Raw genomic sequence first — 24688 nt, forward strand, 5'->3', positions numbered from 1 at the left:
CTCCTTTCAAAATAACTGGCGGTCAAGCAGACTAAAGCTGGGTGGCAACCACGCCACGGCGTAGCAGATTAATAGCCGCCTCACACTGAGTACGCAGCTGGGGGTCAGATGAAGACACATGGGCAATCTGGTCAAGACTATCGATAACCTGCTTAGTCCACCGCACAAAATCACCGGCAGCCAAATCAGTGCTCTCAATAGCCTTAGCCAGACTCTTACCGCGCGCCCACTTATAGACAGGCCAGACCATACCAAAATCAGGTGAAGCGGTCTGCGGGAGGCGGTGAAGCTTTTCGGCATCATTAAGCTTATTCCAGTGCTTAAGCACGGTCATCAAGGCCTCTTCAACCCCCTGCCCAGGGTAGCGAGACAGCAGACCCAACTCATCGCGCTTAGCCTCATACACCAGGGCAGAAACCACCGCAGCAGTCGATGCAGGGTCAAGCCCCCGCAAAAAACCGTCCTCCAAGCAGAGGGAGGTCAGTAGATCTTTTTCGCCGTAGACCCGGCGCAAAGAAGCGCCACGGGCTGTCAGCACCCGGCGACCCTCAACCGTCTCAACGTAACCGTAGCTAGCCAGAAGCTGGGTGATACGCTCAAAGACCTGGGCAATGGTATTGGTGCGCCGCTCAATCTGACGGCGCAAACCGTCCGTATCACGGGAGAGACGGTACCAGCGTTCAGCCCAGCGGGCATGGTTTTCCCGGTCAGAGCACCCGTGGCAGGGGTGCTGACGCAGGGCCCGACGCAGCTCTTCAACCTTCTGCTCATCCCCACGTTCACGCTCATTAAAGTACTTCTTCTGAGACCCCGACCGGGCAGGTAGCCCCTGGTAGAGAGCCTCACGCATACGAGAAGCCATATCCCGGCGGTCCTTAGAGGTCTTACCAGTGAACTTCTTGGACACCTTAATCTTAGAAATCGGCAGAACCGGCCCATCCAGATCACGGGGGTCTAGGCGACGTATCTGCGCAGCCAAGGTCAAAACCGATGGACGCGGGTCATCAAGGGACTCTGCCCGAGACAAGACCACAGCAGGGCCCGCATTACGCCCACGCGGGATCTCAATAATATCGCCGGGCAACAAGTCAAGGACGGAGGCCACCGCCTGAGACTGCCGCAAACGGCTCCGGCCCTTCTCAGCCTTCTTCTCTAGATCTTTAAGGTCCCGGCGAATCCGGGCGTACTCGGTAAAATCTCCCAGGTGGCAGGTCATGGCCTCTTCAAAACCGGCCAGGGCCTTTTCGTTCTTCCGCACTCGAGACGCTACACCCACCACCGACTTATCAGCCTGGAACTGGGCAAAAGAACTTTCCAAAATTTTCTTAGTGCGCTCCGTACCAAACTGGGCAATCAGGTTAGCACTCATATTATAGGTGGGCTTGAAAGAGGAATTAAGCGGGTAGGTGCGCTTAGAGGCCAGACCAGCAACCTGCTGCGGTTCAAGCCCTGGCCGCCACATAACCACAGCATGACCCTCAATATCAATACCTCGACGACCAGCACGGCCAGTTAGCTGAGTGTACTCCCCCGGCGTGATATCCACATGGGTCTCACCGTTGAACTTGGTCAGCTTTTCTAGCACCACCGAACGAGCCGGCATATTGATGCCTAAGGCCAGAGTCTCAGTAGCAAAGACCATACGGATAAGCCCCTCAGAGAAGAGAGCCTCAACAACCTCTTTGAAAACCGGCAGCAGACCAGCATGGTGGGCTGCTACACCCCGCATGAGCCCCTCACGCCACTCATAAAAACCCAGCACCGCCAGGTCACTGGTCTCAAGCCCAGCGGTAGCCTCAGCAATATAGGCACGAATAGCCTGGGCCTCAGCATCGGTCGTGAGGCGAATATCGGCGTCAATGCACTGGGATACCGCAGCATCACAGCCGATGCGCGAGAAAATAAAGCAGATACCCGGTAGGAGGCCTGCCTTATCAAGGGAACGAATCATCTCCGGGCGGCTAATACGCTGGGGGCGGATGGGGGCGCTCACTCCGCTGTTACTGTTTCGGCGCTCGCGCTCATAGCCCTGGGACTGGTAGCCCTGGTTACGGCTGCGCTTCCCCTTACCCAGGCGGGAGAAGGATTTACCACCGGCACCACGGGAAGGACGCGGGCGGCGACCTACCCGAACCAGCTCGGGGTTAACCTCTGGCATGTCTGTGGCGGCTGCGGCGTCCTCAACGGTGGTGTCCCCAGCGAAGAGGTCCATGAGGTGGTGCCCCACCATGACGTGCTGCCAGAGAGGCACCGGGCGGTGTTCAGAGACGATGATGTCTGTCTGCCCGCGCACAGTATCGAGCCAGGCACCAAATTCCTCAGCGTTGGAGATTGTGGCAGAGAGGGCGATAACAGAGATGGATTCTGGCAGATGGATAATGCACTCTTCCCATACGGCCCCGCGGGAACGGTCGGCCAGGTAGTGAACCTCGTCCATAACCACATAGCCCAGGTTGGCTAGGGTGGCAGAATCAGCGTAGAGCATGTTGCGCAGCACCTCGGTGGTCATAACGACCACGGGGGCTTCGGAGTTGATGGAGGTGTCACCGGTGAGTAGCCCCACGGCGTCCTGGCCATAGGCTGCTACCAGGTCGTTGTATTTCTGGTTGCTCAGGGCCTTGATGGGGGTGGTGTAGAAAGCTTTTTTCCTTTGGGACAGGGCCAGGTATATAGCAAACTCACCCACAATGGTCTTACCTGCACCTGTGGGGGCAGCGACGAGCACACCTCTGCCGCTCTCCACCGAGGTGCAAGCATCACGTTGGAAGTCATCCAGGTCAAAGCTTAGGGTTTGTTCGAAGCGGTGGAGAACGGTTTTGGAGAAGGTGGCGCGCTCTTTAGCGCGCAGGTACTGTTCAGCGTAGCTAGCCATATAACTAATCTTAGGCGGTAGATTTCAAGCAGGTGTGCTGAGGGCCATCTTTCGTTTCAGCGCGAACAAAAAACCGCCCCGGCATTCAGTGCCGAGGCGGAAAAAGATTTAGGAGCGGCCGAGCTGGTCAAGCTCTTCAAGGCTAGTGGCGCGACTCAGTTCATCGTCAGTAAGCCCCTCTACTAGTTTGGCGTTGCGGCGATCGCGGCGTTTGTCGTTGAGAATGGCGATACCGATAGCTACAAAGAAGAAGAAGAGGAGGGGCAGCATAAGGTAAAGCATTGACATGATGTCGTTACCGGGGGCGGCTATTGCAGCAAGTAGGCCGACGAGCACAACGACCCAGCGCCAGGATTTGAGGATAGTCTTGCCTCGAATCAGGCCGATGAAGTTAAGACCTACCAGGACAACCGGCAGTACAAAGGCGATACCGAAGACCAGCAGAAACTTAACCACAAAACTGACGTAGACATCAGCGGTGAAGAGGTTAGTGGCACCGTCAGGGCTGAACATGGTGAGGGTGCTGACTGCGGTAGGGAGTACCCACCAGGCCAGGCCGGTACCTAGAAGGAACATGGGGATGGCAGTAAAGACGAAGCCTAGGGTGTAGAGCTTTTCCTTACGGTAGAGAGCCGGGGTGATAAAGGCCCAGAGCTGGTAGAGCCACACGGGGCTTGCGATAACCAGGCCGATGTAGAGGGAGATGCGCACCATCTGATCGAAGGGAGATGTTGCGGTGGAGTAGTTAAGAGCAGCGGTACGGCCTGCTTCTGTGTTGATAGCGTAGACCGGGGCGCTGATAGCCTCCATGAAGGGTTCGTAAAGGAAGAAGCCGCCGATGGCGCAAATAAAGGTAGCAACGGCCGCTTTAATTAGACGGTTGCGAAATTCGCGAAAGTGTTCGCCGAGGGCCATGGTGGCCTGGGGGTTGTTCTTTCGGCTGGTTGTTTTAGCCATGGGTGCCTTCTACTGAAACTCTAGGAGCCCATAAACCCGTGCTCTGGCGGTCAGGGCACGGGTTGGGCGGTTAACTCACGAACGCTCTGAGAGGAGAACTTAGTTCTGTGAGCCCTTGTTCTGGTCGGTGGTGGGGTTATTGATAACTTCACCGGAAACAACAGAGCCGTTGGTGTCGTTGTTTACTTGGTTGTTTTTCTTGGAGTCATTCTTCAAGCCATCAACTTCTGATTTGAAGATACGCATGGACTGGCCGAGGCTACGAGCCATGCCAGGAAGCTTGGGGGCACCAAAGAGTAGAACAATAATGATGAGGAGGATAATGAGGTGGACGGGGCCGAGATTAGCGAGCACGAGCGTTACCTTTCTTGGAGACGTTTAAGGTCTCCGATGAGTTGGGGCTGTCCGAGTTCGTCACGGCGCTGAGAGCGGCGGCGGGCTCGGTCGAGCGTTCGAGTGTTTTTACCCTGGATATAGTCTGCGTAGGCACTTCCAACGGGGGTGAAAAGAGCTGGTTGAGGCTCTTCTCTCAAGGGCTGGGCGTAGTTAGCCTGCCCCAGCGCATCTGTGATGTGAGACTCCCAGTCTTGAGCGGCATCAAGTGCACCCAAGGCTTTGCGGAAAACCCGATAAAGTAGCCAGGCTAGTAGGCAGAGCGAACTCACTACGAGTACGGTCCACAAAACTATCCAAAACCACCAAGGCATAATTCCAATTATATATCCCATCTGGCTTTAGTTTTGAAATTATTTTGCTGTGTGCTTGCACTGATTATCCTGGGGTATAGGTGGGTATATTATTCCGCGGCTTTTACTGCTCCCCTAGTCACCCAGCAGGTCTAACAGTTCTTCACGCAGATAGGCAGGGGTCAAGAGGCGGACGGTCGGCCCCAGGTCTATCAAAAGGTGGATAGCCCACAGGGTATGGGCAAGGGGTATCTTATAGAAAATTGTGCCCTCCTCATCGGCTATTTCTAGGGCGTAGCGGCATAAGGTGCTGTGGGTTTTCTCGCGCACAGCCGCAGGCAAACTTTTTGCAACAGCCAGAATCATGGTCTCAGCTGCCACCTGGCCACGGGTTAGCTGCGTGAGCCAGGTCCGGGGGCTAATGGGGGCGGACGCCTCACCCTGCTGCCCGTCCTCAGTCAGCCTTGGGTGGGTGAAGGCCTCGCCCTCTAGCGGTGTCATACTCATGATCTGGTCGAGTCTAAAATGCCGCATCTGCCCGCTCAGGCGGCACCAGGCTTGAAGATAACGGGGGCCGTTATCGACAATGAGGGCTATGGGCTCAATAACTCGCTCAGAGATAGAACGGTGAGAACGGTAGACAATCTCCAGGGCAATCTTCTCATCAAGAGCCCGCTGAATCAGGGGGTCTAGGTCAGCCCGATATACACCCACCCGCCTAGCCAAGGGGGCCTGCCCAGTAGCACCTTGTGAAGCAACCGACGCCCACACCTTCTGACGTAAATGACTGTAGAAGGACTCCGTATCGAGGCTCGCTGATAAGTCCAAAGCCAGACTCAAAGCCAAAGCCTCAGCACCGGTCAAGGACACACCGCGAGTTAGCACCTGCTGGCCCCTCAGAGTCACAAACCCGGCGGGGCTCACCTCAAGCGCCAGCGACTCAAAGCCCACACTACTGGCTAAGCCTTCAAGCTGGGCACGAGCCTTCTGCTCGGTGGTCGAGAAGAAATCTGCCAAGGTAGCAAGAGGCAAACCACCGGTACTTTCGACCAAAGAAACCATCAGCAGAAGCCTCATCAACTGGTCAGCGGCACTTTCCCGAAACCGCTGGGCCACCACCGGTTTCCACGACTTAACCCGGCTAGGGGCAGATAAACCAGGGGCCTGGGAGTGCCAAGTCCGCAACTTTTGCCGTAGCCGGCCCTCTTCATCAGCTACCCTTTGCTGGTAGTCCCCCAGCTCACTAGCCGCCGCGTCATCAGGTAGCCGGTGCGTGCGTCCGCTCTTAATAGCCTGCACAGCAGACTCCACCACCCCATAGGAGGGAGCAAACTGAAGCTCACCAGAGCCCTCCGCCACCCCCAAAGGAAGGCTAGCTACCTGCCGAACCTGCTCAGGTTCTAAGGCAGCAAGCTCCTGCACCATAGAAAAGGACGCCGGCGGCTGCGGCCCCTCAATGGCAAGAAGAGACAAGCCCACAGCCCTCTCAAGCCGAAAAATCCGCTGAGCCTTCCGGAACCTATCCCAGCCCACCAAATACCAGTGACCAAACCGCAACCCAAGACCCCAACAAGCCACCGACCGCACCTCATCTCGGCCCGCATAACGAAAACTCACACCCTTACCCTCAGCAAGAGCCGCAAGACACTCAGCAACCCCCGGAACCGTAGTAAACCGGGCAGGCTCCCCCAACTCACCACCCAAACGCTGACCAACACTCGCACCCACCTTCAACAAAGCCGCGCGAGTAAGCCGCTCCACCTCCGTACCCTCCCAAGCCCTAGCACAGTGACTGAGCACCACCACATCAAGAGCAGAAAAATCAGCAACAGGCTGCGACGTAGATTCCAGCCGATAGACAAAACCCAGCCGAGAACGATCAGCCCGCTCAGCCACCAGCTCAACACCCAAGGCCCGCAAAACCTGCTTATCACGCTCAAACATACGCTCAAAAGCGGCATCAGTAGCCGCCACATCATAACCGGGCACCCTCTGGCGCAAAGCATCACGATCAATCCCCCAGGGGGCCGATGAGAGCACATCAAGTAAGGCAGCAGCACGTTCAACAGCTTTAGAAGTCACATACATAAAGATAGTCCCCGGCTCTTTCGAACCGGGGGCCAAACACGCTAAGGCTCAGACCTAGAGCAGAATTAACGCTTAATAACGTCTACCAAATCCACCACAAAAATCAGGGACTCATTAGGGCCAATAGCAGAGCCAGCACCGCGTGAACCATAAGCCATCTCGCTAGGGATCTCCAGGCGACGGCGTCCGCCCACCTTCATACCTAGCAGGCCCTCGTCCCAGCCACGGATAACCATGCCCACACCGACCTGGAAGCGCAAGGGTTCGCCACGGCCCCATGAAGAGTCAAACTCTTCACCGGTGGAAAAAGCAACACCAACATAGTGAGCTGAAACAGTATCACCAGCCTCCACTACCTCACCGGCACCCTCAATCTCATCAATGATGATGAGCTCTTCGGGGGTACCGCCTTCAGGGAAATCGATTTCAGGCTTGCTACGGTCGAGATTACGCTGACCAAATGACATAGGTTATACCTTTTCTACTGGAATGATAGGAAAACTTAGTTGTTTGTTGAAGCGGTTGCTTCGGCGCTCGCTGACTCAGAGGCTGAGTTTGTGGCAGTTGCACTAGCATCTGAGGTTGCTGATGAGGTCGCGGAGGCACTAGCCGACGCGGTAGCGGTGTTAGCAGGTGATGTGCCTAGAATATCTACAACAAAGACCAAAGCACCCTCAGGGCGACCACTACCGCCGGTATCTTCACCGTAGGCCAGTTCACTGGGGATAACCATGAGCACGCGGGAGCCAACAGTTTTACCAGCTAGCCCCTGCTGCCAGCCTTCAATGACGTTATTCAAGGGGAAGGGGGTGGGGGTGGTGCCATAGCTATTATCAAACTGTTCACCATCTGACCAAGCTACACCAACATAGTTGACGTATAGAGTGTCATCAGCCTTAACAGTAGCGCCGGTACCGGTCATCAGATCTTCAGTGTAGAGCTCGGTGGGGGCATCGCCGCGGTCATCGGCCAGGGTCAGGGTTGCGGTGCCGTTATCGGCCAGGGAGAAGCTCTCCAGGGCTGGGGACTTCTTCTCGTTCACGGTGCCTTCAGCGCTCTTGAGTAGCTTACCTGAGACAGTGTAGACCTCTACGTTGGTGGGGGTGCCAGCTGAAACGGTGGGGGCTGGTGTTTGAGCTGTTACCGGCCCAGGAACAAGATTGGTGGAATAAGAGAAGGACATACCGACCTTTGCGCCCACCAGAATATCGTAAAGCTCAGGAGCAGCCTTCTTCAGATCCTCACCCACCGGGATAATCATGGGAGCATCGCCGTAGGTGGTTCCCGCGGACGTACCATCAGCACCATTAAAGACGGTTGCTTCAACCAGCAGGTTGTCGCCATCTTCGATAGTTGCGCCCTCGCCGTCCTCAATCTTGTAGGCTTCAGTGCCATGGGCTGCAAAAGGAGTTGCGAAGGAAACCGAAGGTTCAGCGGTTGCCCCATTGATGGAATAATCAACCTCAGAGAGGCTACTGCCGTTGTCGCCGCCGCAGGCAGACAGAAGCAGAGCAACCATGGCGGCGCTGGATGCGAAAAGGGCTGGCTTTTTCTTCACTAATTTCACTTTCCTTAGGTTGCGTCTTTCTACAGAACGCTTTTCTTCACCGCGTACATACTAGCGGATAGAGCTGAAAGAGATCTGGTAATTCTCTGGCTCGCCTAGATGAAAGGCGGTGACCAGGGGCCCTGCGAGCCTGTGGCTAAGGTAGCGATAAGCTCTTCTAAAGCCGCACTTTCAGTAGCGAAAGGGTCTTTACACACAACGGTCAGGTGCGGCTTATTGTTGAGTTTAAGGTGCACCCAGTCAACGGTAAAGGGCTCCCCAGCATTGCGGGCAGCACTGATAAAGCGGCCACGCAAGGACGCCCTGGTTGCAGGCGGGTACACGGTGGCATGAGCGATCTCATCCTGGCTGATGAGATTTTTGACCAGACCGTTGCGGGTCAGCAGACCAAAGACACCACGGGCGGGGTCAATATCGTGGTAGGCCAAATCAAGCTGCTGGATTTTAGGGTCATCATAGCCACTGGCTCCACGGGCAATATAGGTATCAAGTAGCTTCTTCTTGATAGCCCAATCAATCTCAGTATCAATCAGAGAAGTATCGCCACTTTCTACAGCATCAAGAGCCCGCTCCCAGAGATCAAGAATGTAGGGGACATCCTCATGGTGGGCGCCCTTCTCCTCGATATACCGGCAAGCTGCAACCTGGTAATGACGCTGTAACGTAAGGGCATTTGCCTCCCGACCATCAGCCAGAGGGAAGGTAGCGGTGCCGGTGAGGTCATGGGAGATGACGCGCAGGGCTGTAGCCGTATCTTTAATTTCAAAATTTTCGAGGGGATAGTAGTCCTCGAGCATACGAAGCACCAGATCCGTGGCACCAAGCTTGAGCATAGTGGTTGCCTGGGACATGTTGGAGTCCCCATTAATGACGTGCATACGACGATAGAGCGTGGCATCGGCATGCGGCTCATCACGAGTGTTAATAATGGGGCGGGCACGGGTAGTGGCCGTTGAGGAACCCTCCCAGATATGGTCGGCTCGCTGGGAGAAAGAGAAACTAGGCTCCCCCTCTACCCCCAGCGGACGTCCGCCCCACTGCGGCGGACCATCAGCGTGAGCTTTACCCGCACCCACAACAATCTGACGAGTAATCAAAAAAGGAATCAGCGAACGCACCAGGCGAGAGAACTCCACCTTACGTTCAAGCATGTAATTCTCGTGAGATCCAAAAGAATTACCGACCGAATCAACATTATTTTTGAAGAGGAAAATCTGCCCCTGGTGGCCCTCAGCTTCTAGAGAGTCCTCAGCCTGGTTAACCAGGTCATTCAGCAGGAACTCCCCCGCCTTATCCTGAATCAAGGCATCACGAACTGAGGCTGTCTCCGCGGTGGCGTATTCGGGGTGAGAACCCACATCCAGGTAAAGACGCCCCCCATTGGGCAGGAAGACGTTAGAGGAACGCCAGGTATCAACCACCGGTTTGAAGAGCTTACGAGCAGCTTCTTCAGGGGCCAAAGGCCCAAGCCCTTTCGGGATGTATCTGATACCAAACTCAGTTTCAATGCCGAATATTCTGCGTTCCACGGTTCTTCCTTAGCGTTGAGGGGCGGGATGGGTCAGGCGAGGCCCTACTGGCCGCCCTTTTGTACGAAGCCCTTGACGAAGTCTTCGGCGTTTTCTTCCAGCACACCGTCAATTTCTGCTAGCAGGTCATCAATATCTGAGACGGCCTGTTCATTCACTTCGGTATTCTGGCTGGCAATAGCTACCTCTTCTACCTGCTGGGCGCTGGTTGAGGTAGTGCTCTGACGCTGGATACGTTCCATAGTTTTCTCTTTTCTCTGCGGTTAAAGGCTAGCTAGGTTACTGATCAGCAAGAATAGTAAAAAGCTGATCAGCATGTTCTAACCCCAAGTGGGGTTCTACAAGGTCGGCGGTAAAATGCTCCGGGTCATCCATCGTCAAACGATGCAGGTCAATGGAGAGAGGGTTACGCACTGACAGCGTATCCCAGTTAGCGCCAATCACCTCATCAGGCCAGGTAGTAATGAGCTTACCGCGTAAGAAAGCACGAGTATCACGCGGCGGTTCTGCCGCAGCCCGAGCAATCTCTTCGCCGCTAAAGAGCGTGCGCATACGCCCCAGGGCAACCAGCTTATGGTAAAGACCCTTGTCGGGGCGGACGTCCGAATACTGCAAGTCAATAGCAGCCAGTTTAGGATCCCCCCAGCTCAAGCCCCGATCAACGTAGCCTTTAAGTAGGGCATACTTCGCAACCCAATCCAAACGGTTCGCTAAAGACAGCGGGTTACTCTCAAGAGCTGTCAGCACTTCATCCCACAGGTTCAAAATCTCTGCGGTTGCCTCATCGGGGTTAGACTCTAAAGCCTGAGCAGCGTCAAGGTAAACCCGCTGAATCTCTAAGGCGCTCATAGTACCCCCACCGGCCAGAGGCAACTGGGCGGTAAAGGTCAGATCATGGCTCACCGTGTGCATGGCAGAAACCGCATCAGCCAGCTTAAGAGCAGGAACCGCCTTGGCCTCCACCAGGTTAAGCACCAGGGCCATAGTGCCGAACTTCAGCAGGTTAGAAGTATGCGAAAAATTAGCATCCCCGGTAATCACATGCAAACGACGGTAGCGGCTACCATCAGCATGGGGCTCATCACGGGTATTAATCATAGGACGGCGCACAGTGGTTTCCAGCCCAATAGTACGCTCAAAAAAGTCAGCCCGCTGAGATATCTGAAAACCAGCCTGCTCCCCCGCTACACCCAAGCCCAGACGCCCTGCCCCCACCATAACCTGACGGGTAGCAAAGAAAGGCAACAAGGCAGCAGCCAGGTACTCAAAATCTACAGAACGAGGCACCAGGTAATTCTCATGGGAACCATAAGACTGCCCCTTACCGTCCGTATTATTCTTATAAAGATTAACCGCAGGCATAGCTGAACTATTATTTGCAGTCACCTTTTCAATAGTCGCTACAGTCTGGGCAGCAATATAATCACCAGCAGCATCCCACAGGACGGCATCACGCGGGTTCGTCACCTCAGGCGAGGAATACTCCGGGTGAGCATGATCCACATAGAAACGAGCCCCATTAGGCAAAATAGAATTCATCGTGACCGCATCCCAGTCGATACGCTCAGCAAAATACCCAGCCTCACTCAAAGCCTCAGCAGCAATATCTTCACTGGTCAGCAAATGGGCAGTATCAGTGAGCTGGGTAGGGTGAGCCTGCTCCCGCGACATCTCAAAGCCACGAGCATCCACCAAAGGCGCCTCAGAACCATACTCCCAGCGCGTCTCAAGCGCCGATGAAAGCTCCTGCTTAAAGAGAGTGTCATAGGTGTTCACCACAAAGGCAGAAAGCACCGTAGGGTTAGCCTGAGGCTGATTCGGGGCATGCACCCCATACTCAGTTTCAGCGCCCATAATACGACGGACAGACATACCTAAACCCCCTCACCCTGACTGACAGCACGAGCAGGAGCCGCATTCACCACACGCCCACGAACATTCAAGGTAGAAAGCACATCCTCAATCTCACTGGCCTGAGGAACCTCAACCTGATCCTCAAACTCAGCCCGCACCGCCTCTAAAAGATGCTCAGTGCTCATACCCTCAGCACCAGTAGACAGATAGGACTTAATAGCCAGTTTCTTAGCCTGATTGACGATATTACGAATCACCGCACCAGAGAGGAAATCACCGCGCAAGAGCCAACGGCTAGAACCGTCCTCCATATCAACACTAATGTAACGGTTAGCCGGCTCCCTTGAAAAGAGATGCCCCACCACAGTATCAATCATGCTAGCCACAGCCTGCTGCTTCGACCCAGCCTGAGCAACCTCACGCTGACTAATCGGCAAATCCTCCGTCAAGTAAAGACCAAAGATTTCAACAGCACCAGCCCGATCCGGGCGGTTAATACGAATCTTCACATCTAAACGACCAGGACGCAAAACAGCCGGATCAATCATGTCCTCACGGTTAGTCGCACCAATAACAATCACATTATCCAGGCTCTCCACACCATCAATCTCAGCCAAGAGCTGAGGCACAATAGTAGTTTCCACATCCGAAGAACGACCCGAACCACGCGTACGGAAAAGCGACTCCATCTCATCAAAGAAAACCACCACAGGGTTCCCAGCGCGAGCCTTATCACGGGCAGCCGAAAAAATATCGCGAATCTGACGCTCAGTCTCACCCACATACTTATCAAGCAGCTCCGGGCCCTTAATATTCAAGAAATAGCCCGTCTTCTTCCCGCCCTCAGAACGCTCCGCCGCCCGAACCGCCAAAGAATTAGCCACAGCCTTAGCAATCAAAGTCTTACCGTTACCGGGAGGGCCATAGAGCAAAATACCCTTAGGCGGGGTCAACTGGTATTGCCGGTAAATCTCCGGGTGCAAGAAAGGCAACTCCACAGCATCACGAATCAAATCAATCTGAGCACCCAAGCCACCAATATTGTCATAGGTAACATCAGGAACCTCCTCCAGCACCAGCTCCTGAGCATCCGTAGCAGGAACCACAGAAGTCACCATCTGAAGACGCGAATCATAGGTAACAGCATCACCCACCCGCAAAGCATCCACATCCAGGGCACCTGAAATACGGGCAACCGCCTTAGACTGATTCGGCAAATCAACCACCAGATGCTCCGAATCAAGCACCTCACGCACCGTCACCACATCACCATAACCCTCAAACCCCAGCGACACCACAGCCTGAGTCTGGTCATTGAGCAGCACAGTCATACCCGGCTTCACCTGAGCAATCGGCAACAAAGGAGAACAGGTAATACGCACCAGACGGCCACCCAACAAAACATCAAGATGCTCTTCAACCTCAGCCGGAGTCTTACCCTCAGCAAGATCCTGATAGGTCATCGTAGCCCCACTAACCCCCAACACCAGAGCCGAATTCAGAGGCGGGGAAACATCCTTAGACAAAGCCAAGCGCAGATGCTCAATTTCGTTCTTGGTCTTCGTCAGCGCCGCCACCAGCTTCTGATTGCGCTCGCCAGCAGTCCGCAGCTGCCGGTCAAGGTTACGGCGGCTATCGTTAGCTAGGTTGAGCTGGCGCAGAATACGCTCGTAGTCCTCCGATGAAACGGGTAAACGTTCACTCATGCTGTGGGCACTTCTTTCTGGTCACGACTCACTGGTGAGTCACAGCCCCGCCACCTCAACTATCGACGGTGGCGAAGCCTTCTTAGGGGTTTACTTATTGTGGTTCTGGTCAGTCTCAGCAACCGTAGCTTTCTGAGCTGCTGCTGCGGCCTTTTCGGCCAGGCTCAGGGCATCTCGGCCAGCACGGCGTAGCTTACGGTCAGAGACGTTGCGCTCACCTAGAGCTGCGGGCGTCCAGGCATTCATGTCCTCTTCAGAGAAATCAGTCTTTGATGCACGACGCTTAGGTGCCAGGCGCTCTGCCCCATCAGCTAGGCGGCGGGCTGTGATAAGGAAGCCCGTGTGAGCTACCATGCGGTGGTCAGGGCGCACTGCCAGACCCTCCACATGCCAGCCGCGGACCATGGTCTCGTGAGATTCCGGCTCGGTGAAACGGCCATCGGCGCGCAAGGCCTCAGCCACACGCGAGAGCTGGGTGACGGTGGCAACATAGCAGATAATGACGCCGCCTGGTGCCAGGGCTGTAGCCACAGCATCCAGACATTCCCAGGGGGCCAGCATATCGAGCACGGCACGGTCCACGCTGCCTGGCTCCTCAACCTCGCCCAGAGCCTCAGCCAAATCACCCAGGGTCAGGGACCAGGCCGGGTGCTGCCCGCCGAAGAAGGTTTCGATGTTACCGCGGGCAATATCAGCGAACTCCTCGCGGCGTTCAAAGGAGCGCAGGTGCCCGCCGTCGCCTACTGCACGCAGCAAAGCGATAGAGAGCGCACCAGAGCCGACACCGGCCTCAATCACACGAGCACCGGGGAAGATATCGGCCATGGCCACGATCTGGCCGGCGTCCTTGGGGTACACCACGGCAGCGCCGCGGGGCATAGAGAGCACAAAGTCCTTATAGAGCGGGCGCAGGGCCTGGAATTTGATGCCTTCGGAGTTTTCAATCACGCTGCCCTCAACGTTGCCGATGAGCTCACTGTGCTTAAAAAACCCGCGATGGGAATGGTATTCCCCGCCTTCTGCCAGGGTAATGGTGGTCATGCGTCCGCGATCATCGGTCAGCTGGACGCGTTCTCCCGGGCGGAAGGGGCCACGGCGGTTGACACTACCTGTAGGGGTACTCATAAAGTCAGATTTCTCTTTCGATTTTGGTCTAGTTTCTTCTATTGTCTCAGAAAAGCGCCATGGGGTCATTTAGATGAAGACGTGCCAGCGCCCACGGCAGAAAGCCCCACCCGCGTCATAGCCTGAGAGGTTATCAGGCCCACGGTAGTAGCACCGTCCACAACCACCCAGGCGAGATTCTGCCCCTGCTGTTCTTGAGGCAGACGGTAGTGGGCGAAACCGCTACATTCATCAAGAGTGTCGATGGAGCCAGCTGTGAGGGGAAGCGAACGAGCTGCAACCGGCTGGGCAATAGAAACCAGGGGCTGATGCGCAAGAGAACCAAGAGCAGCAGCTAAGGTGGCCGGGTCTACCCAAGCTAGAGGGCGCTCCCCTGCCCCGATTTGCTCTACAAGAAGGAGGGGGGAGCTGCCGTCCCAGTCTCGGCAGGCGCCACCGATAGTGCTTCGCCCATCGACAAACTGGGCTGGCACCATTAGCGAAGACGCCCGCAAGGGGTGATAAGGGTCTGAATCCTGGGCTAATCGCCTGAGAGTATAACGGGTGCCCTTCCATAGGTAGAAGGCTAAAGCCCCGGCTACAAGCAGAACCCAGAAGGAACGCCACTGACCCGTAAAGAGTAGGACGCTGACCAGTAATGTGAGCAGGAGCAGACCCGTATAGGCTGTCACACGAGTTGCCACCGATCGGCGCCCAACCACCATGAAGATAATTGCCTCTAAAGCATAGCCACCGTCTAAGGGGAAGGCTGGTATGAGGTTAAAGAGGCCGATGGCAAGATTAAGTTGGGCCGCAAGAGCAAACCCGAAGAAATCAGCTGACCCCGTTGCCAGCCATACCAGCTGGCACAGGGCGGCTATCACACCGTTGATTATCGGGCCCGCTACCGCCACCAACGCTGAGGTGCTAGCTGAGGTAGCCTGCATTCTCGTCTGACCACCCCACATGTTAAGGGAGATAGACGAAATATTCGCACCCCGAGCACGGCCAACTACAGCATGGGCCAGCTCATGGGCGAAAACCCCCAGAGCTAAAGTGCCGGCAACCACGCCAGCAGCCAGGTAGCCCTGCGCCACTGATAAAGACGGCAAAGAAGCTAGATTCAGGCCATAGCCCACCAGAACCACAGCCATTAAGGGGAACCACGACCAGCGCAGGTAAATAGGTGCACCCGCAAAAGAACCGATGCGTAGACCCGGATAGGAACCCATACCCTATTACCTCCTGAGCGCTATTCTGCCGGTGCAGTTCCCCCCAGCCTCTTTAGTCTATTACGTCTAGAGGTTATGGCCTATCAGGGGTAGGATATGGGGGGTGATTAATCAGCCCCTGCCTCTCAACGCTCTCGACCGTTTTGCAACCGCCTCAGCCCAGCCGGGCCATGCCCCTACAGTGCTCCTGGTCAGTTTTAGTGGCTGGAATGACGCCGGTGATGCCACCATCGAAGCCTTCCGCGCTATCTGGGAACACTACCCCACTACACCCATGTCAGGGTTCGATACCAGCGGCTGCTACAACTACACTGAGACCCGCCCCCTCCTGAGCATCGACGATAAGGGCACCCAGCGCATTACCTGGCCCGAAAGCATTTTTACTGAAGCGCAAACAACATCCGGTATCCGCCTGCTCACGCTCTCCGGGCCCGAACCCTCCATGAACTGGCAGACCTACAGCGACCGCTTCAAAGACTTCATAGCCCAAGAAAAGATTGACCTGGTTGTTTTCTGCGGGGCCTTACTCGATGAGGTTCCCCACACCCGCCCCCTGCCACTGAGCGTCACCAGCTTTACCAGCAGCGTCCTTGCCCTCGATGGGGTAGAAACCAACACCTACCAGGGCCCCACAGGCCTGATTGGTGTGCTGGCCTACGAAGCTGGGAAGGCCCAGATCCCAGCTCTCTCACTGTGGGTATCAGTGCCCCACTACCTACCAGAGCCACCCCACCCCAAAGCAACCTTCACCTTGCTCTCTGCCCTCGAAGCTATACTAGGGTTCCCCCTGCCCCTAGAGCGCAGTGCAGATGACATCGCCAACTGGAACCACCAGGCCGATGCCCTCACCGAAGATGAGCCCGACCTCGCCAACTATGTGCGCACCCTGGAATCAATAGCTGAGGCCACCGACGACATCGCTGACCTCAGCCACATAGATATTGCGGCCCAGTTCGAGAAATTCCTCAAAGACCAGGACGACAACTAAGCAGTAGGTGCCAGATCAACACCCAGGCGTGCCATGAGCAAGTCAGCTACCAGCTGGCCGCCAGCCCCACCGTTTTCCAGGGTAGAAAGAGCCCACAGGTCAAGCGCAACCAGGGCGGCAGGGGTGTTAAGATCATCAGCCAGGTGCTGGCGGACGGCATCAAGCAAAGCCAAAGCCGCCTCATCAGCCTGCCCCTGGGCAGTCTCCACAGCAGAACGGTAAAGCTCCAAGCGACCCTGCGCCTTAGCCAATAAATCATCCTGCCAGAACCAATCGGTGCGGTAGTGGTTATCCATAATGGCCAAGCGGATCGCGGCAGGCTCCACACCCGCAGCCCGCAGCTTCGACACCAGCACCAGGTTGCCCAGGGATTTACTCATCTTCTCCCCGTCAAGGCCCACCATGCCAGTGTGCATATAGTGGCGGGCCATGGGCTTACCGTTGAGAGCGAACGAGTGGCTAGAACCCAAATCGTGGTGGGGGAAAATCAGGTCAGAGCCGCCACCTTGCACAGAGAAAGGTGCGCCCAGGAACTCACTCGAAATGACGCTGCACTCAATATGCCAGCCTGGGCGGCCGCGTCCTAGCTCCCCTGCCTCCCAGGAAGGCTCCCCTGGCCGCTCAAGACGCCACAGCAAAGGGTCCAAGGCGTTGCGCTTACCGGGGCGCTGAGGGTCACCACCGCGCTCACCAAAAATAGTCAGCATCTCTTCGGGGCTGTAGTGGGCTACCTGCCCTAAGGACCAGCCGCCATCACTGTTTTTACCCAGCTTCTGGGCAGCTTCAATATCAAAATAAATATCGCCATCAGGCTGGGCAAGGCCCTGCTCATCGGTAAACCCGGGCACACGGTAGGCCAGGCCCTCACGAAGAAGCTTTTGCACAGCAGCCACCACAGAAGGAACCGAGTCTACAACACTTACATAATGGTCAGGGGCGATCACGTTCAGGGCCACCATGTCGCTGCGGAAGAGCTCAGTCTGCTCCTCAGCTAGCTCACGCCAATCAACACCTGTAGCTTCAGCACGTTCGAGCAAGGGGTCATCAACATCGGTGACGTTCTGCACGAACGTCACCTCTACCCCAGCGTCACGCCAGGCACGGTTGAGCACATCAAAAGCAACATAGGTAGAGGCATGCCCCATGTGGGTAGCGTCGTAGGGGGTAATACCGCACACATACAGCCCGGCGCGGCTCTCGCGCTCAAGAGTTTGCCGGCTTCCTGCTGCAGTATCGAAGATGGTAGGGAGGGGCGCCTGCCCCGGGAGTGACGGAATGGTGGGCTGATCCCAAGCTCGCATGAAAACCTCACGATAGTTGCTATGCTCCCACCCAAGGCTATCCCGGGCGGCGCTTTTTCTCTCACTAAAACAATACCCGCCCGGAAAGCTATTTCCGGGCGGGTAAGAGAGTGAGTCAGGTCTACGCAGCGAGGACGCCGGTGCCTAGAAGGATGTACAGGGCAAGACCCAGGGCGATTCGGTACCAGACAAAGATGCTGTAACTCTTGTTAGAAACATATTTGAGGAACCAGCCAATAATCAGGTAACCCACCACGAAGGCAACCAGGGTCGCAACTACGGTAGAACCCAGGCCATAGTAGCCGGTAAAGCCCTCAGAGAGGCTCCCTGCTAGCTTATAGAGACCCGATGCGAAAACGGCGGGAACAGCCAGAAGGAAGGAATAGCGGGCTGCAGCCTCACGGGTATAACCCATGAGCAGACCTGCCATGATAGTACCGCCAGAGCGTGACACGCCAGGGACCAGGGCTAGCGCCTGGGCGAAACCGTAGATAATACCGTGCTTGACGGTCAGATCTTTAAGCTCTCGCTGCTCGCGGCCGATGCGGTCTGCAATGCCCAGGAAGATTGCAAAGACAATCAGCATGGTGGCAGTGATCCACAGGCTGCGGAAGGTCGAATCGATGTAGTCTTCCAGCAAGATGCCCAGAATACCGATGGGCAAGGAGCCGATAATAATGAACCAGCCCATACGAGCGTCCGGATCCTTCTTATCGACCTTACCCACCAAAGAACCAAACCAGTTCTTGATGATTCGAACGATGTCCTTCCAGAAGAAGACCAAAACAGCCGCTTCAGTACCCAGCTGGGTAATAGCGGTAAACGCCGCACCGGGGTCTTCATTGTTCGGCAAGAACTGACCTACGATACGAATATGACCCGATGACGAGATCGGCAAAAACTCAGTTAGACCCTGGACAAGACCCAGGATAATTGCTTGTATCCATTCCACAGCAGAAAACTCTACGCTAGGAAAAGAAAAAGCACAGCACCGCTGGCGGTGCTGTGCTGGGAATAACAGGAGGGACCTAGGTAAGCGGTCTACTTCTGCTCTTCATCGAGGTAGTACTCCACCTCATCGTCTTCGTCATCTTCATCAAAGTCGTAGTCGAAGTCATCGTCGTCGTCATCATCCTCATCTTCGATGAAAACTTCAAGCGGGGTGACCTCTTCGTAGGCATCGAACAGGGCTTCTTCGTAGCGTTCGAAGGCGTTTGCGATAGCTACGTAAGTTTGGTCGACGGCGGCATCGTGGTCCCCACGGCTATTGACGATAGCGTTAAGGTGCTCTTCGAGGGCGGCGGTCAGGTGAGCCAGTTCGGCACGAGGATTATTACTCATACAGTAGACGTTACTCTCTTTCACCGAGGGTGTGAAATACTGTGCGGTAAAAATTTGGTGAATCACACACAACAGCGCCGCCTCCCCTCTCTTAAAGAGGTGAGGCGGCGCCGTCTATGAGCTAACTAGCGAAAGGCTAGGAAAGGCTCAGGTTTAGAAACCCAGGCTTGCCAGGGACTCGTTGAGGGCCTTGGCTGAGTTGCGCAGACGCTCAATTTCTTCGTCTGACATGGGAACGTCAAGGACGCGCTTGACACCTTCACGGGAGACGATTGAGGGAAGTGACAGGGCAGCTTCACCTTCGATGCCGTAACGGCCACGCAGCTGGGTAGCAACGTTCAGTACAGCGTTCTGGCCACCAAGGATGGCTTCGGCGATACGGGTTGCAGAGACACCGATAGCGTAGTTGGTTGAGCCCTTACCTTCGATGACCTTGTAGGCTGCGCGCATAGCTTCTTCAGCAAGTTCGGCCTTGACCTCTTCGGTGAAGATCTTTTCGCCTTCTTCGTTGGTCCATTCGTCCAGGGGAACCATGCCGATGTTAGCTGCTGACCAGACGGGGAACTCGGAGTCGCCGTGCTCACCAACGATGTTGGCGTCAACAGAGTTGATGGCAACGCCAGCCTTTTCGGCGATGAGCCAGCGCAGGCGGGATGAGTCAAGGACGGTACCTGAGGCGAAGCAGCGCTCGGTGGGCAGACCGGTGATCTTCTGGGCAACAACAGCCAGGACGTCACAGGGGTTGGTGACGATCATGAGGATAGCGTTGGGTGCAACTTCCATGACCTTAGGAAGCATAGCCTTGAAGATGTTGACGTTTGCTTCTGCCAGTTCCAGGCGGGGCTGGCCGGGCTGCTGGCGGGCACCTGCGGTGACGATGATCAGGTCAGCATCGCGCAGAATTTCTACGTCGCCGCTACCTGCAACCTCTACTTCGTGAGCAAACAGGGTACCGTGGGCGATGTCCAGGCCTTCTGCCTCAGCGCGTGCAGCTGCGATGTCGTAGATAACAACTTCGTCGGCAGCGCCACGGAGGGTTGATGCGTAGGCGATAGCTGAGCCAACGCCACCAGCGCCGATAACGCCGAGCTTAGTGTGCTTCTTTTCGAGAGACATAGGAGGTTCCTTTCAGCAGATGCTGTGGGGGTTGTTCTGTGTTCGTGACATCCTCAAGTATGTCAGAAAATAATGCGGTGGTTTATTGGGTTTATGCGCTTTTCATTTGGGGTTTCACTGACCTTTACTCAAAAAGGCCCGCAAACCCAAATATGTGCAGTGTGACCTTTTGTGTAAGGTCACATTCCATTGCTTCTCTCTTCCCATCTGCGCCCTCAACATTGTGTCATACAAGACGCTTTCAGAAGGAAGCATTTTTGCAGAACTGCACATAAACTTATGAGGTGCGCAAACCCAAGACTACGCACCCGCTCGCAAACCAGCGTCCGCCCACCGTAGACCAAGCAAAACAGCGCCCCTCACTCCACTCCTGATAAAAGGTTCCTCATGTCTACAATACCGGCAACACCAGAACACACAGGCAGTCAAGACCAACCCCTGATGACCCACCGGCAAATCATGCTGGTCATTCTTGGTCTCATGGCCGGCATGTTCCTCTCATCCCTCGACCAGACCATCGTCTCTACAGCCATCAGAACAATCGGTGACGACTTACACGGCCTCGAACAGCAAGCCTGGGTCACCACCGCCTACATGATCACATCCACCATCACCACCCCCATCTACGGCAAACTCTCCGACCTCTTCGGACGCCGCCCCCTCTACCTCTTTGGCATCATGGTCTTCATCTTGGGCTCACTACTCTCAAGCTTCTGCACCTCTATGACCATGCTGGCAGCCTTCCGCGCCTTCCAAGGCATCGGCGCAGGTGCCCTCATATCTCTGCCCATGGCAATTATGGGCGATATGCTAGCTCCTCGTGAACGCGCCAAATACCAGGGCTACTTCCTGGCCGTCTTCGGCATCTCCTCCGTGCTCGGCCCACTCACCGGAGGACTCTTCGCTGGCAGCGATGAGATCCTATGGATTACCGGCTGGCGCTGGGTCTTCCTGATCAACGTCCCTATCGGCATCATCGCCCTGGCCATAGTCTGGAAATTTCTTCACCTACCCCGCCTCACCGACACCAGCCTCAAACCCCGCGTTGACTGGTGGGGCGCAAGCAGCGTAGTGGTAGCCCTCCTTCCCCTACTACTCGTTGCTGAACAGGGCCGCGAATGGGGCTGGACTTCTACAGCATCCATCACCTGCTTCACCATCTCCGCTGTGGGCCTAGCAGCCTTCCTCATCATTGAATCCAAGATGGGGCAAGACGCCATCCTCCAGCTAGCGCTCTTCCGCTCCGGCGCATTCTCCATGTCATCCACCCTGGGCTTCTTAGTAGGCTTCGGAATGTTCGGTGCCATGATGACCATCCCCCTCTACCTGCAAATCGTCACCGGGCTCACCCCCACCGAGGCAGGCTTTGCCACCTTGCCCCTGATGGCCGGCATCATGATTGCCTCCATCGTCTCTGGCCGCCTGGTCGCCAGCACCGGCAAGTACCGCATCTTCCCTATACTCGGCACCGCCTTTATGGTCCTGGCCTACTACTACCTGACCTTCATGACAGCTGACCGACCCCTCTGGTTCCTCATGGTAGCCATGTTCCTTATGGGCCTTGGCCTGGGCCAGCTCATGCAATCCCTCACCCTAGCAGCTCAAAACGCTGTTTCACCGGCCTACATGGGTGTAGCTTCATCAGCATCCACCTTCTTCCGCCAGATTGGTGGCACCCTGGGCACCGCCGTTCTGCTCTCCATCCTCTTCTCCACCATGCCCGGCAACATCATGCAGGCCATAGGCAATGAGGACGACCTGCGCCCAGGTCTCGATGCGGCACTCACCCCTGCCGTGGCGTCCGCCCCTGAGAATCAGGGCATTATGCAGGAGATGTGGAACCCGATCGTAGAACCAGCAAAGGCCTCCATCGCCAGCCAGCAGGCTGTTGACTGGTCAGATGACACCCAACGCACCTACTGGGTCGAACAGCTCACCCCCACCCTGGCCGAGCAAATATCTGCAACCTCAACAGAGGGAGAAGGGGCAGAAGCGTCAATCTCTGATACGTCATACCTCACCGGGGCAGATGCCCGCCTCACCCGCCCATTCATGGTTGGCTTCAACACCTCAACCCTCTCGGTCTACTGGGTCGGTTTCTTCGCCACCCTGCTGGCCTTTATTCTGACCCTCTTCTTCAAGACTCCCCCGCTACGCGCAGTATCAGGCTTGCAGGAGAATGCGCAGAGTAACAAACAGGGTTAAGTCCCACAGAAACTCGTGAAAAAACGGGATTCTGCAGGAGCGCCCTCAAGGTGTTCACAGCCCTTGAGGCGCTCAAAGGGCGCGCACACCGCCTCCAACATCTTCAGCACAGGCTGCACATTGCCCGCTTCAACCTGACGTAAAGCAGCGTCAAGGGCAAGATTTCGCGGAATATACACCGGGTTCTGGGCAAGCATCAGCTCAGTAGCCCGCAGAGGGCTAGTGTTGGTGGCCGCCCTGAGCTGCTGCAACTGTTTATTCCATCCCTCGTGTGCAGCCTCAGGGAGTAAGCAGTTGCCTTCAGCTAAAGATCTAAAGAAACCAGTGAAATCTAGGGCATAGCTTTCGAGTAGACCCAGGGTTTCTTATACGAACCGGTCTACCTGTGTGCGGGTGCCCGCACTAGCTCCTGCCAGGTCAATGCCTAGTTTGACTGCAAAAACCTCTGCCTGCCGCTCAAGAATCTCATCTTCACAGTTAGAAATAACCTCGGTGGCTAGGTGAACCGCCCGGTTGGGGTTCTCTGGGTCGATGATATCGAGCAGGGCTTCAGCAAAGCGGGAAAGATTCCATGCGGTGATGCCGGGCTGATTCTTGTAAGCGTAGCGCCCCTGGCGGTCGATGGAACTAAAAACCTTGCCACGCTCAAATGCATCAATAAAAGCACAGGGGCCAAAGTCGATAGCTTCACCTGAGATAGTCACGTTATCGGTATTGAGCACCCCGTGTACGAACCCCAGGGCCTGCCAATGTGCCACTAGATGGGCTTGCCGCTGCGCCACGGCACTAAGCAGGCCTAAGGCACGTTCCTCACCCGGCTTGCCCTCTAGAAGGTGCGGGTAGTGCCGTGCGAGGGCATAGTCTACCAACTGTTGTCTTATCTGCCGGTCACAGTGGTACTGGGCGTACTGGAAGGTGCCCACCCGCAGGTGGCTGGCAGCAACTCGCAGCACCAGGCCCGCTGGCTCCGGCTCGGGTGCCCGGCGCTGTATTTTTTCACCGGTTTCAAAGACAGCCAGGGCCCTACTGGTTGGCAGGCCAAGGGCATGCAAGGATTCCCCGATGATTGCTTCTCGCCAGGCTGCTGATAGTGGGGCCTTGCCGTCCGAACCGGGGCGGGAGAAGAGCGTCCGCCCACTGCCTTTTAGATGCACATCAACACGATTATGGCCCAGAGAGCGGTTTCCTACACTCCCCTGTTCTGGAAGTAGGAGTTCACCGACCAGGTGGGCGCGCCCGTCCCCCAGCACTGGCGATAACTGCCCGAATTGATACCCCGAATAGGCCATGGCGAAGGTAGGGGCCTCTCCCCTGCCGGTCATCCAGGCTAGGCCCGCTGCGCTGCGCAACCAAGCCTGGTCTAGCCCTAGGTCTTGAGCTAGTTCCTCATTGAGCCAGGCCAAGCGTGTTCCCTGCCGAATATCTGTTTCGGCCGGGTGGGCTAGGTCTGGGAAGCTCTGCGCGTAGGTATGTTCAAGGGCCGGGGCGGACGAACGGGGTACGGTAGGTTGCATAGAGCCAGTTTATCGCCCGGTCTGAGGCTATAAGAACTGGCTTTGAGGCAGGGTACTGCCCCCTGCTCAAAAAAAATTTTTTAAGGGCGCCAGCCAAAAATAATCAGTTTAACTGATGAGTAAAGTTGATGATCTAACCAGGGCAGAAGAATACCGTTCAAACCTTAGCGCCGAATACAGGCCAAAGAGCAACAAAAAACCGGCTCCTGTCAACAGGAGCCGGTTCCTTCTATATTCCCACTAGGGGTTATATGGTGCGCGAGGGGGGACTTGAACCCCCACCCTCTAATACGAGGACTAGCACCTCAAGCTAGCGCGTCTGCCTATTCCGCCACCCGCGCAAGGTGTCTTACACGTCTTTTTCCAAAGCCGTGCTGGCAACGAGTAATAACTATACCGAGCACTTCTCACGCACGCAAACCAGAAAGGGGCTTTGGTGGCATAAGCTCCATCACATACACATAGCAGAAAAAAGGCCCCCAGTTGCTTCCCAACCACCAGCCTTGCAGAAACCAGATAAACCAGCTTTGGGACTTGTGGAGCCTAGCTGTCAACAAAAAACCGGCTCCTGTCAACAGGAGCCGGTTCCTTCTATATTCCCACTAGGGGTTATATGGTGCGCGAGGGG

The 24688-nt window shown here is 55.8% G+C and carries 20 protein-coding genes and 1 tRNA gene; 2 read left to right on the plus strand and 19 right to left on the minus strand.

Annotated elements, in window-relative coordinates:
• Positions 1 to 31: 31 nt before the first annotated feature.
• The 13 genes from ACEE09_RS06105 to ACEE09_RS06165 all read right to left on the minus strand — a co-directional run bounded on the left by ACEE09_RS06105 (position 32) and on the right by ACEE09_RS06165 (position 15595).
• Positions 32 to 2872 (minus strand): DEAD/DEAH box helicase, encoded by a 2841-nt coding sequence (locus ACEE09_RS06105; protein ID WP_449083017.1) that lies wholly within the window; start codon positions 2870 to 2872, stop codon positions 32 to 34.
• 108 nt (positions 2873 to 2980) lie between these two features.
• Positions 2981 to 3829 carry a twin-arginine translocase subunit TatC gene (gene tatC, locus ACEE09_RS06110; RefSeq protein ID WP_449083018.1) on the minus strand — a complete coding sequence of 283 codons (849 nt, stop codon included), beginning with the start codon at positions 3827 to 3829 and terminating at the stop codon, positions 2981 to 2983.
• A 99-nt stretch (positions 3830 to 3928) separates the two neighbouring features.
• Entirely contained in the window at positions 3929 to 4183 is a 255-nt protein-coding gene (tatA, locus tag ACEE09_RS06115) for a Sec-independent protein translocase subunit TatA (RefSeq protein ID WP_449083020.1), read from the minus strand.
• A 5-nt stretch (positions 4184 to 4188) separates the two neighbouring features.
• Positions 4189 to 4536, minus strand: a complete 348-nt coding sequence (locus ACEE09_RS06120) for a hypothetical protein (protein WP_449083021.1) — start codon at positions 4534 to 4536, stop codon at positions 4189 to 4191.
• A gap of 114 nt (positions 4537 to 4650) precedes the next feature.
• Positions 4651 to 6597, minus strand: a complete 1947-nt coding sequence (locus ACEE09_RS06125) for a helix-turn-helix transcriptional regulator (protein ID WP_449083023.1) — start codon at positions 6595 to 6597, stop codon at positions 4651 to 4653.
• Between the two features lie 71 nt (positions 6598 to 6668).
• On the minus strand, positions 6669 to 7070 hold the full coding sequence (locus ACEE09_RS06130; RefSeq protein ID WP_237185669.1) for an FKBP-type peptidyl-prolyl cis-trans isomerase: 402 nt from the start codon (positions 7068 to 7070) through the stop codon (positions 6669 to 6671).
• Between the two features lie 35 nt (positions 7071 to 7105).
• A complete protein-coding gene (locus tag ACEE09_RS06135) occupies positions 7106 to 8161 on the minus strand; it encodes an FKBP-type peptidyl-prolyl cis-trans isomerase (protein WP_449083026.1) in 1056 nt (351 codons plus the stop codon).
• Between the two features lie 104 nt (positions 8162 to 8265).
• Positions 8266 to 9699, minus strand: coding sequence for a Pup--protein ligase (gene pafA / locus ACEE09_RS06140; RefSeq protein WP_449083028.1), 1434 nt, complete (start codon positions 9697 to 9699; stop codon positions 8266 to 8268).
• Between the two features lie 44 nt (positions 9700 to 9743).
• Entirely contained in the window at positions 9744 to 9941 is a 198-nt protein-coding gene (locus ACEE09_RS06145) for a ubiquitin-like protein Pup (protein WP_449083030.1), read from the minus strand.
• 37 nt (positions 9942 to 9978) lie between these two features.
• Positions 9979 to 11571: a depupylase/deamidase Dop gene (gene dop, locus ACEE09_RS06150; RefSeq protein WP_449083032.1), complete on the minus strand. Its 1593-nt coding sequence runs from the start codon at positions 11569 to 11571 to the stop codon at positions 9979 to 9981.
• Positions 11572 to 11573: 2 nt separating this feature from the next.
• Positions 11574 to 13259, minus strand: a complete 1686-nt coding sequence (gene arc, locus ACEE09_RS06155; RefSeq protein ID WP_449083034.1) for a proteasome ATPase — start codon at positions 13257 to 13259, stop codon at positions 11574 to 11576.
• Positions 13260 to 13349: 90 nt separating this feature from the next.
• A complete protein-coding gene (locus tag ACEE09_RS06160) occupies positions 13350 to 14384 on the minus strand; it encodes a tRNA (adenine-N1)-methyltransferase (RefSeq protein WP_449083036.1) in 1035 nt (344 codons plus the stop codon).
• 65 nt (positions 14385 to 14449) lie between these two features.
• Positions 14450 to 15595, minus strand: coding sequence for a site-2 protease family protein (locus ACEE09_RS06165; RefSeq protein ID WP_449083038.1), 1146 nt, complete (start codon positions 15593 to 15595; stop codon positions 14450 to 14452).
• A gap of 103 nt (positions 15596 to 15698) precedes the next feature.
• On the opposite strand from ACEE09_RS06165, the gene ACEE09_RS06170 reads away from it, so the two are divergent.
• Positions 15699 to 16583: a PAC2 family protein gene (locus ACEE09_RS06170; protein WP_449083040.1), complete on the plus strand. Its 885-nt coding sequence runs from the start codon at positions 15699 to 15701 to the stop codon at positions 16581 to 16583.
• Here ACEE09_RS06170 and mshC read toward each other — a convergent pair.
• From mshC to ACEE09_RS06190, 4 genes are all read right to left on the minus strand, one after another.
• On the minus strand, positions 16580 to 17884 hold the full coding sequence (mshC, locus tag ACEE09_RS06175; RefSeq protein ID WP_449083042.1) for a cysteine--1-D-myo-inosityl 2-amino-2-deoxy-alpha-D-glucopyranoside ligase: 1305 nt from the start codon (positions 17882 to 17884) through the stop codon (positions 16580 to 16582). The genes ACEE09_RS06170 and mshC overlap by 4 nt on opposite strands.
• 121 nt (positions 17885 to 18005) lie before the next feature.
• Complete coding sequence (locus tag ACEE09_RS06180) at positions 18006 to 18836, minus strand: undecaprenyl-diphosphate phosphatase (RefSeq protein WP_449083044.1); 831 nt, start codon at positions 18834 to 18836, stop codon at positions 18006 to 18008.
• An 89-nt stretch (positions 18837 to 18925) separates the two neighbouring features.
• Complete coding sequence (locus tag ACEE09_RS06185) at positions 18926 to 19225, minus strand: hypothetical protein (RefSeq protein ID WP_449083046.1); 300 nt, start codon at positions 19223 to 19225, stop codon at positions 18926 to 18928.
• 153 nt (positions 19226 to 19378) lie between these two features.
• A complete protein-coding gene (locus ACEE09_RS06190; RefSeq protein WP_449083048.1) occupies positions 19379 to 20341 on the minus strand; it encodes an L-lactate dehydrogenase in 963 nt (320 codons plus the stop codon).
• A 387-nt stretch (positions 20342 to 20728) separates the two neighbouring features.
• Between ACEE09_RS06190 and ACEE09_RS06195 the strand changes: the two genes are divergently transcribed.
• A complete protein-coding gene (locus ACEE09_RS06195; protein ID WP_449083050.1) occupies positions 20729 to 22546 on the plus strand; it encodes an MDR family MFS transporter in 1818 nt (605 codons plus the stop codon).
• Positions 22547 to 22911: 365 nt separating this feature from the next.
• On the opposite strand, the gene ACEE09_RS06200 is transcribed toward ACEE09_RS06195, so the two are convergent.
• Positions 22912 to 24060, minus strand: coding sequence for a protein adenylyltransferase SelO family protein (locus ACEE09_RS06200; RefSeq protein WP_449083051.1), 1149 nt, complete (start codon positions 24058 to 24060; stop codon positions 22912 to 22914).
• 252 nt (positions 24061 to 24312) lie between these two features.
• Positions 24313 to 24401 (minus strand) — tRNA-Leu (locus ACEE09_RS06205).
• Positions 24402 to 24688: the final 287 nt, after the last annotated feature.

The sequence above is a fragment of the Rothia sp. 88186D007BW genome (assembly GCF_053544215.1).

Bases quoted from the DNA above. Each gene is read 5' to 3' on its own strand.
- ACEE09_RS06105 (WP_449083017.1), bottom strand. From the start codon at position 2,872: ATGGCTAGCTACGCTGAACAGTACCTGCGCGCTAAAGAGCGCGCCACC.
- tatC (WP_449083018.1), bottom strand. From the start codon at position 3,829: ATGGCTAAAACAACCAGCCGAAAGAACAACCCCCAGGCCACCATGGCC.
- ACEE09_RS06120 (WP_449083021.1), bottom strand. From the start codon at position 4,536: ATGCCTTGGTGGTTTTGGATAGTTTTGTGGACCGTACTCGTAGTGAGT.
- ACEE09_RS06130 (WP_237185669.1), bottom strand. From the start codon at position 7,070: ATGTCATTTGGTCAGCGTAATCTCGACCGTAGCAAGCCTGAAATCGAT.
- ACEE09_RS06145 (WP_449083030.1), bottom strand. From the start codon at position 9,941: ATGGAACGTATCCAGCGTCAGAGCACTACCTCAACCAGCGCCCAGCAG.
- dop (WP_449083032.1), bottom strand. From the start codon at position 11,571: ATGTCTGTCCGTCGTATTATGGGCGCTGAAACTGAGTATGGGGTGCAT.
- arc (WP_449083034.1), bottom strand. From the start codon at position 13,259: ATGAGTGAACGTTTACCCGTTTCATCGGAGGACTACGAGCGTATTCTG.
- ACEE09_RS06160 (WP_449083036.1), bottom strand. From the start codon at position 14,384: ATGAGTACCCCTACAGGTAGTGTCAACCGCCGTGGCCCCTTCCGCCCG.
- ACEE09_RS06165 (WP_449083038.1), bottom strand. From the start codon at position 15,595: ATGGGTTCCTATCCGGGTCTACGCATCGGTTCTTTTGCGGGTGCACCT.
- mshC (WP_449083042.1), bottom strand. From the start codon at position 17,884: ATGCGAGCTTGGGATCAGCCCACCATTCCGTCACTCCCGGGGCAGGCG.
- ACEE09_RS06185 (WP_449083046.1), bottom strand. From the start codon at position 19,225: ATGAGTAATAATCCTCGTGCCGAACTGGCTCACCTGACCGCCGCCCTC.
- ACEE09_RS06190 (WP_449083048.1), bottom strand. From the start codon at position 20,341: ATGTCTCTCGAAAAGAAGCACACTAAGCTCGGCGTTATCGGCGCTGGT.
- ACEE09_RS06195 (WP_449083050.1), top strand. From the start codon at position 20,729: ATGTCTACAATACCGGCAACACCAGAACACACAGGCAGTCAAGACCAA.
- ACEE09_RS06200 (WP_449083051.1), bottom strand. From the start codon at position 24,060: ATGCAACCTACCGTACCCCGTTCGTCCGCCCCGGCCCTTGAACATACC.